The following is a 316-nucleotide window of genomic DNA, read 5'->3' as shown; positions in this document are numbered from 1 at the left end:
CTCGTCTAAGTTACTTACTCCGTCACCATCACAATCTGCAGTTGCCCAGTCACTTGTTGTGTCTGTTAAATCTACATTGGATAATGTTCCTCCGATACATGGATCGGTATCATTTGGATCCGTATCACTTGTTTCTCCATCGCCATCACAATCTGTAATTGCTGTTACAGGTAATGTAATATCTGCTGCAGTAAATTCACATGCATCATTTGGATCTGTGTCGTTTGGTCCTTGAACGCCGTCTCCATCAGGATCTACTTCGTCTAAGTTACTTACTCCATCACCATCACAATCTGCAGTTGCCCAGTCACTTGTT

Annotated in this window: 1 pseudogene; it reads right to left on the bottom strand. The window is 42.7% G+C overall.

Going from position 1 to position 316, the window contains the following annotated elements:
* A pseudogene (locus ACVCXO_RS00225) lies at window positions 1-316 on the bottom strand (hypothetical protein); the annotation flags it as partial.

It is taken from the genome of Lacinutrix sp. MEBiC02404 (assembly GCF_053601575.1).
Note: the sequence above shows the minus strand (reverse complement) of the source record. Positions and strands in the feature narration are given on the sequence as shown.